The organism is Candidatus Termitispirillum reticulitermitis (genome assembly GCF_054655775.1).
In genome coordinates, this window is sequence record NZ_BAAIHG010000054.1 from 1 (window position 1) to 8,553 (window position 8,553).

Annotated in this window: 7 protein-coding genes; 3 read left to right on the forward strand and 4 right to left on the reverse strand. The window is 44.9% G+C overall.

All coding sequences use genetic code 11. The annotated features are described in order from the left end of the window. Nucleotides 1-384: 384 nt before the first annotated feature. Together groES and groL are read left to right on the forward strand one after the other, a co-directional pair. Nucleotides 385-675 carry a co-chaperone GroES gene (gene groES / locus AC1MDJ_RS05910; protein WP_479690012.1) on the forward strand — a complete coding sequence of 97 codons (291 nt, stop codon included), beginning with the start codon at nt 385-387 and terminating at the stop codon, nt 673-675. 17 nt (nt 676-692) lie between these two features. Then, a complete protein-coding gene (gene groL / locus AC1MDJ_RS05915) occupies nt 693-2,330 on the forward strand; it encodes a chaperonin GroEL (RefSeq protein WP_479690013.1) in 1,638 nt (545 codons plus the stop codon). Nucleotides 2,331-2,398: 68 nt separating this feature from the next. Here the strand turns inward: groL and AC1MDJ_RS05920 are convergent, their stop codons facing one another. The 4 genes from AC1MDJ_RS05920 to AC1MDJ_RS05935 form a co-directional block, all read right to left on the reverse strand. Beyond that, on the reverse strand, nt 2,399-3,250 hold the full coding sequence (locus tag AC1MDJ_RS05920) for an alpha/beta hydrolase (protein WP_479690014.1): 852 nt from the start codon (nt 3,248-3,250) through the stop codon (nt 2,399-2,401). Further along, nucleotides 3,235-4,656, reverse strand: coding sequence for a protoporphyrinogen oxidase (hemG, locus tag AC1MDJ_RS05925; protein ID WP_479690015.1), 1,422 nt, complete (start codon nt 4,654-4,656; stop codon nt 3,235-3,237). The genes AC1MDJ_RS05920 and hemG overlap by 16 nt, the downstream gene beginning before the upstream one ends. A 3-nt stretch (nt 4,657-4,659) precedes the next feature. Then, complete coding sequence (locus tag AC1MDJ_RS05930) at nt 4,660-5,844, reverse strand: ankyrin repeat domain-containing protein (protein WP_479690016.1); 1,185 nt, start codon at nt 5,842-5,844, stop codon at nt 4,660-4,662. An 81-nt stretch (nt 5,845-5,925) separates the two neighbouring features. Continuing rightward, nucleotides 5,926-6,906 (reverse strand): asparaginase, encoded by a 981-nt coding sequence (locus AC1MDJ_RS05935; protein WP_479690017.1) that lies wholly within the window; start codon nt 6,904-6,906, stop codon nt 5,926-5,928. A 135-nt stretch (nt 6,907-7,041) separates the two neighbouring features. On the opposite strand from AC1MDJ_RS05935, the gene AC1MDJ_RS05940 reads away from it, so the two are divergent. Continuing rightward, on the forward strand, nt 7,042-8,298 hold the full coding sequence (locus tag AC1MDJ_RS05940) for an ATP-binding protein (RefSeq protein WP_479690018.1): 1,257 nt from the start codon (nt 7,042-7,044) through the stop codon (nt 8,296-8,298). Nucleotides 8,299-8,553: the final 255 nt, after the last annotated feature.

An 8,553-nucleotide genomic window follows, 5' to 3' on the forward strand; every position in this document is an offset into this window, starting at 1 on the left:
CTGCAACTACTAAACAAATAAAAAAAAGCTGATAGAATAGCCCTAAATATATACATAACATATATACATAAAGAACTTCCACCAGCCTGATTCCCTCATAGCTTAACTAAATTGTGCGTGAACTATAGCAGAAAAAGGGGAGATTGTCAAGAGAAAAGTTATTAAATGCTAGCGGTATTCACTTGAGGCGATTAAAAGTTTTCTCGTCAGCTGATAAGCAAAAGCTATGCTGATATTGCTAATGGCTTGGGAGCACCTAACTAATAACTTTTTTTAATTTTTCTCTTGATTTTTTATAATAAGTGTATAAAATTAGCACTCACAATGTTGAAGTGCTAGTGATGAAAAACTAGCAAAAAATATTTTATACGGAGGGGATAGAGTATGGCGAAGATTCAGCCATTGCAAGACCGCGTTATCGTGGAACGCTTTGAAAGCGAGGAAAAGACAGCGTCAGGTATTATCATACCAGATTCCGCTAAGGAAAAGCCTATGGAAGGCAAGATTGTGTCTGTCGGCACAGGCAAGGTGTTAGATAACGGCAACGTTGTCAAGCTTGCTGTTAAAGAGGGTGACAAGGTGCTGTTTGGCAAATACGCAGGGACTGAGATAAAGATAGACAACAAAGATTATCTCATTATGCGTGAAGACGACATTCTTGGTATTATAAGGTAAGAGGGGGTTATTAAATTATGGCTAAGAACATTACTTTCAGCGATGATGCCCGTCAGGTAATCCTGCGTGGCGTTGACAAACTAGCCGACACTGTCAAGGTGACTATGGGTCCTAAGGGGCGTAATGTAGTTATTGAGAAGAAGTTCGGCTCTCCGCTCATTACAAAGGACGGCGTGACCGTTGCTAAGGAAATTGAGCTAAAAGACCCGTTGGAAAACATCGGCGCACAAATGGTTAAAGAGGTTGCCTCTAAGACTAGCGACACCGCAGGTGACGGCACTACCACTGCAACGGTGCTCGCACAGGCAATCTACCGTGAGGGTATAAAGAACGTTGTTGCTGGTGCTAGCCCAATGGAGGTTAAGCGTGGTATAGACAAAGCCGTTGAAAAGGTTATTGGAGAATTAAAGAGCATATCTAAACCTATACAAGGCAAGAAAGAAATTGCCCAAGTAGGCGCAATCTCTGCCAATAACGACCAAGAAATTGGTGCTATTATAGCTGATGCTATGGATAAGGTCGGCAAAGACGGCGTTATTACGATAGAAGAGAACAAATCTACTGAAACCGCCCTTGACGTAGTTGAAGGGATGCAGTTTGACAGGGGCTATTTGTCCCCATACTTCGTGACTAACCAAGACACTATGCAGGCTTCATTAGAAAAGGCTTACGTGTTAATTCACGAGAAGAAAATCTCTAATATGAAGGAAATCCTGCCTATACTAGAGCAAATTGTTAAACAAGGCAGTCCATTCCTGATAATAGCTGAAGACATTGAGGGTGAGGCACTTGCTACACTAGTGCTGAATAAGTTGCGCGGCACACTGAACTGCGTTGCTGTAAAAGCACCCGGTTTCGGCGACCGTCGCAAAGAAATGTTGAAAGATATTGCAGTGCTGACAGGCGGGCAGGTTATCAGCGACGACATAGGCGTAAAGCTTGACTCTATCACCATTGCTGATTTAGGGCAGGTAAAAAAAGTTGTTGTTGATAAGGACAATACTACGCTAGTAGAGGGCGCAGGCAAGACGGCTGATATAAAGGCGCGTGTGGCTCAACTGCGCAAGCAGATAGATGATACCACCAGCGACTACGACCGCGAAAAGTTGCAAGAACGCCTTGCTAAGCTTGTTGGCGGCGTAGCTGTTATAAAGGTAGGTGCTGCCACTGAAACTGAAATGAAAGAGAAGAAAGCCCGTGTTGAAGATGCGTTGAATGCTACTAAGGCTGCTGTTGAAGAGGGGATAGTTCCCGGCGGTGGCGTAGCATTGATACGTGCTATGGGTGCATTGAAAGGGTTCAAGGTCGGCAAGGAGCAACAAATCGGTGTAGATATAATCCGCAAGGCGTTAGAGTACCCATTGCGTCAGATTGCTGAAAATGCTGGCGTGGAAGGCTCTATCGTTGTGAATAAAGTTCGTGATGCTAGGACGCTGGCTTTTGGGTTCAATGCCGCAACTGAAACGTATGAAGATATGATACAAGCAGGCGTAATAGACCCAACTAAGGTTGCGCGCTATGCACTGCAAAATGCTGCATCGGTAGCGGGTTTAATGCTAACTACTGAGGCGGTAATAACGGATATTCCTGAAAAGAAAGAGACGCCTATGCCCGGTGGCGGAATGGGCGGAATGGACGGAATGGGGATGATGTAAAAAGAGTTTGAGTTTGTGCTAAGGAGGGCATTATCACATGGATGTGATGGTGTACCTCCCGTCCTTGCTTACTGTCCGCACCTATCGGGCATACTGACCAGACATTCTAAAAATTGTTGCTGAAAGTCGCTATGAACTAGCGATGTAATGTGTCCAGAATAGTTTAACATCCAAAGTTTAGCACGCTTGCCCCCCGCCTTTGCCAGTTTCTCGCTATGGTTGCTCCTGACAACCCTGTCGCCTATGTTATGTATATGTATGAGGGGGATATTTTCGGGTATCCGCCCATATAGTGTAATAGGGCTATATTTGTCATCAAAAAACCAGCTGATTGGATACTGGAATGCCCATGAAAAGAGATATTTGTCAGCGGTTTCCCGTGCCACCACCCGCCAAGATGAGAATGCACTGTCGGTTATCACCGCTTTAATACGAGCCTGCTGTGTGGTAAGTGCCGCCAAGTCTATGGCAAGCGCACCCCCCATACTCTGCCCTAATATATAGACCTTCTCATCAGCAGGCACGGCACGGAGCATAAAGTCAAATGCGGCAAGACTGTCATCCACAACGCCCTTTATATCGGGAGCACCTTGCGATATGCCATAGCCTCTGTAGTCAAAGGTGAACAGCCTATAGCCCGCTTTTACTAGCCATAACATTGCAGGGGTTTGGCTACTCACGTTGCCACCGTTGCCGTGCAGGTAAAGTATATAGCCCTTAGGTTTCTCTTTTGGGGAGAAGAACCAGCCGTGTAGCGTGGTAGAATTATCTTTGCTGATAAAAGCTGTGTCTACTGGAGCAGACATTATTAGTGCGGGGTAGTAATAGAGCGTTTTATCAGGATAGAAAAACAAACTTTCACAGCCCGTAAGTGCTACGAATAGTGTTGCGGTGAACAATAATGCTAGGATGTGCCGCATTTTATATCAAAAAATATCCTATCAGCTATGTTGCGACTGGTTAGGACGCAGTCTGACATGCTTACCCCGCCGAATGAATTTCCACCGATGTATAGCCCCGCAAGTGCTCCTGCGATATTATTAACGGCAGTTTTTGTAGTATTATGCCATATATCATATTGTGGCAGAGCGTATTCTGTCCTAAACGAGCTGATAAACTCAGGCTGTCCACTCACGCCGAGTGCAGGCTTAACTTGTTCATAAATAGTGGACTGCAGCTCTTCATCACTGAGACTGAATGCTTGCCTATTCCTAGTGCCTACGGCAATTACAGTGACCAGTGCTTTGCCCTCAGGTGCTCTGCCCGCAAAGAGTGCAGAGTTAAAGAGTGTCCCTAGCACAATCCGCCCATCTTTTGGTGCTGCTAGATAACCGAATGCATCCAGCGGATGTGCAAGCTGCAACTCATCAAAACCCATGCCACACACAAACACTGGCGCAAAGGCAATCTTGCTAAGCTGCTGAGACATCTCTTTTGATAGCTCACTCGTTATAGCAGCCATATCATTAGCATTACAACAGATAGCGAGCATATCAAAGTTTTGCTTGCCGTCAGGTGTGGTTACGGTGTAGCCGCCAGATTTTACCGATGAGATAGTCTCTATAGGCGTTTTATAACGAAGTGAAACCCCGCTACACTTATCGGCAAGTGCGCTGACAAGCCCGTTCATACCACGTTTGCTAGATATCAGCTCGTAGTGTTTGTGCGTTTGAGCTCGCGTGCATCCATCAGAACTGCTAATTGCTGAAAACATCTTAGCGAGCATACCGCGCACAAGACTGCCATACTGCTTTTCTAGCTCATATAGATGCGGGAATGCCGCTCTAATGCTAAGTTCGTGAGCATTACCTGCATAGATACCGCCTACTAGTGTTGATATAAGGTTCTGTGCTGCGTACTTGCCAAGCCTACGTTCAGCAAACTGAAACACCGATTCCTCGTTGCCCTCATCATTTGTTTTGTTGGCAAGAATAAAGGGTTCTAATAACATCCTCAACTTGCCACTAAAGGGCAGGAGCGGGGTAGTGATGGCTGATAACAATCCTTGCGGGGCAAGCAAAAGTTCATCTTCTAGCTGTATATAGCGGCGGGCAGTCGCGGGCGAGCTGTATAATAATTCATCTTCAAGCCCAGCCGAAACGAATAGCTCCCTAAAATGTTCTCTGTTGTTCAGAACGCCTGTAGGACCAGACTCCACAAGATAACCGTCCGTCAATGAACTTCTAATACAACCGCCACAGGAATTGTTTCTGTCAAAGATAGTTATGTCAATATCAATACCATATTTCTTGTAGGCTGATAGGTAGTAGGCTAGCGAAACTCCACTAATGCCAGCACCTATGATAGCTATACTCTTGGTTTTCACTTATTACTCCGGTACACCTATAGACTGTAAGAAAGTTATAACATTGGTATGCTTATTTTGTCTAGCATAGGCAAGAGCACCATTGCCGCTGTTATCCTTTGCCGTGTAGTCTGCACCCCTCGCTATTAGTTCCTGTACTGCAATGAGGTTGCCGTATTGGGCGGCATATATCAGCGCAGTGCGCCCAGAGTTATCTTTAACGTTCACACTCGGATTTTTACCTAAAATTAATTTTAGGTTAGATATATTGCCATTCATAGCGGCAGACATCAGCGGAGTTTCACCGTTGTTATCAGCGACATTGACGTTAGCTCCCCTTGACACAGTGGCAGAGGCTATAGCTGGTCTGCCATTCTCCAGTGATAATATTAGTGCACTCTTGCCGTCTTTGGCGCGCAAGTTCGGGTCAGCTCCGCTATTCAGAAGCACTCTAGCACCAGCATCAAACGATGCCGCCGCACTATGCATCAGCGCAGTGTAGCCTGAACTATCTTGTATATCCAGTTTAGCACCTTTATCTACAAGTGCCTTTATCACATCAGGGTTGCGTGCACGCGAGGCATACATCAGTGCGGTGGTGCCTGTATCATCTTTAGCGTCTATTTCTACGCTGTTGATTGCAGCATTCAGCGCACCTACGTTACCCTTGCGAGCAGCGAGCATTAGTGGATTGTTGCCTATGTTACTGTTGGCAGTCTTAACATTAGCACTATTAGTGGCGTTAGCAGTGTTAGCAGTGTTAGCGGTTTGAATGTTGTTCGCTGGAACATTGGCGTTAGCACTATTTGTAGCCGTATTAGCTGTTTGGGTATTGCTTGTTAGAGCATTAGTATTAGCCGCAGTATTAGCCGCTGGGACATTGCCTGTTTGAACGCCACTAACGTTAGCACTACCTACATTGCCAGTTTGAGTCGGTGTTGTGGGGCTGGTATTCTGAAAAACGTAACCACCACCGCCTATCTGTGCTGTAGCTACGCCACTGCCATTAGCAGCAGTATTGCCTGTAGCGCCGTCTGCACTGCCATTGCCAGCTTGTATTATGACCTTCGTAAATCCCGGAATTCTAATGATGTTCTTTTGATATAACACCACAAGAGTAGCAATACCCGCGATGACGGTGACCACCACCGCTATCACGCGCAGGAGCTTGCTAGTATTCTTTACTCTTTCAGATATTTTCATAGGCATCTAAACATCTCCAAAAACGTCATCAGCGACGTGGATTCTAACCTAATTTATTTAATATTGTCAATAGCCGTCATTAAACTCTTAATCGCAGTCAAATAGCTTTTTTAGCTCGTTCACATCGCTAGTTTGCCCTAACGCTAGGGCAAGTTTTATACGTGCTTTCTGTCCATTTAATTCCCCAGCTGGGATAACGCCCGCATCTACAAGTTGCACCATCCCGCCTGTGTAGGCGTAAATCGGTAGCACTCTGCCACCGAGACAGCGAGTTGTTACTACCACAGGGATGCCCGCAGCTATGGCTTTCTTTATTCCTGCAAACGCCGCAGGATTGCTATTGCCTCTGCCCACAGCTTCTACAACAAGCCCCTTCGCTCCCTTTTCAGCCAAACAATTAAAGAAAAAATCGGTAATGCCGAGGTGCAGCTTGATAATGTGTACGTCTTCCTCTATATATTCTGAATGAATTTTTGTGTGTTTTAGATTTTTGCGTTTTATAATTACCTTGTCAGGCTCAAGGATGCCAACTGGTCCCCAGAATGGAGATGCAAATGTAGCGATATTACCCGAATGTGTCTTTGTGACGTCCCTTGCGGCGTGAATCTGGTCGTTCATCACAACCAAAGCACCAAGTCCCACTGCATCGGGGCAACTGGCTGTCCGCACAGCCCCTAAAATATTCACAGGTCCGTCAGGACTAATCTCTGCAGCATTGCGCATAGCCGCCGTTAGACAGATAGGTTTTTCACTGTCAACGTATAAATCTAAGAAATATGCCGTCTCTTCAATGGTATCAGTGCCATGCGTTACCACAGCCCCTAATACATCTGAAGACTTAAAGGCATCTGTTATAGTATCGCCCAGTTTTTTTAGGTAGGTAAAGTTTAGGTGTCCGCTCGGCACATTTGAGACCTCTTGCAACTCAACATCGCAAACAGAGGCAAGGGGAGGGATAGCAGCAAGAAGTTCTGCGCCTGATACGGCGGGCACAGAGCCACCAGCCGATTCATCATAACGCATAGCTATAGTGCCACCTGTTGTGAAAACTATGACCTTCCCGTTCATATTAGACACCTCCGAGTCAATAATTCAGATAATACTATACATTGGTATAAATAGCAAATAGTCTATTGACAACTGTGCGATATGGTGGCAATATAGCATATAGATGTTCTATTGCCCCTAAGGAGAGTGAGAACAATGTTTGAACGAACTATGGCTAAGGCGATAACTGATGCATCGCGTGGATTTGCGGTGGTGTTGTTGACAGGTCAGCGTCAAGTCGGTAAATCTACTCTGTTGTGTGGTATGTTGGATTCTAAAAAGAACTATGTTTCGCTTGATAACTTTGCTGATAGGCAGCTTGCCAAAACTAATCCAGAGGGGTTTTTGCAAAAATATTCCCCGCCCGTTATCATTGACGAGGTGCAATATGCGCCCGAATTGTTCACTTACATTAAGATATGGGTTGATGAGAATAAGTTTGCAGCATTAAAGGGTGAGGGCGACAAACCACGCGGTGCATTTTGGCTCACTGGTTCGCAAAAATATACGCTGATGAAAAATGTGCAGGAATCTATGGCGGGGCGAGTTGCTATCCTAGAAATGTTAGGTTTTTCGTATAAGGAGATTATCGGCAAGCCGACACAATACCCTCCCTTTGTGCCGTCAATGGCTCTAATAAAACGCAAATCTATATCAAAACCGCTCACTACATTACAAGTCTTTGAGCATATATGGAAAGGGAGCTTTCCAGAGCTTATTGCGGACGAACAGCTCCCGCGCAAACGCTTTTATGATAGCTACATTCAGACTTACATCACCCGTGATGTGAAAGATTTTTACAATATAGATAATGAACTTGCATTTTATAATCTGCTTGTAGCTGTTGCCGCACGGACAGGGGAGTTGCTGAACTATGACAACCTCGCAACAACAGCCCGCATAGACAAACGCACCTGTAAATTGTGGTTAGAAATCTTGGAGCGTTCGGGCATAATATACCTGTTGCAACCATACTCTGGCAATATAAACAAGCGGTTGATTAAAACGCCTAAGGTGTATTTTATGGACACTGGGCTTGCGGCGTATCTGACTAATTGGCATACGCCTGACAGCCTTATGACTGGTGCGCAAAGCGGTCATTTTCTTGAAACTTATATATTCGGTGAAATATTAAAAAGCTACCTCCATAACGGCGAAAAGCCTGCTATTTACTTCTATCGCAACAGCAAAAAGAAAAAGCGGGAGATTGATTTCATCTTGGAACACGATAATGTGCTCCACCCGATAGAGGTTAAACAGACAAATATTCCAACAAGCAGAGATGCAGGAAACTTTACCCTGCTTGCTGATGAGAATAAACCGATTGGCACAGGGGCAGTTATATGTATGACCAATAAAATTATCCCCATTGAGAACCTTGATGCTATTAGTTTCCCCGTATGGGAAATATAACCCCCTTTATCAGCAATAATTGTATAGTTGCCATAAAAGCTCTTGACGACTAGCTTTTTTCATCATATTATCAAGTTATGTCAAGTGGCAAAACCAACAGGGAATACAAAGATAGTGTTTTTACAAAGCTATTCTCTGAAAAAGAGAAGCTCGTTGAGCTATACAATGCCATTGCTGGTGCCAGCTATGAAGTATCAGATGGTATTGTAATAAATACACTAGAGAACGTCTTGTTTAAGGGTAGGCGAAACGATA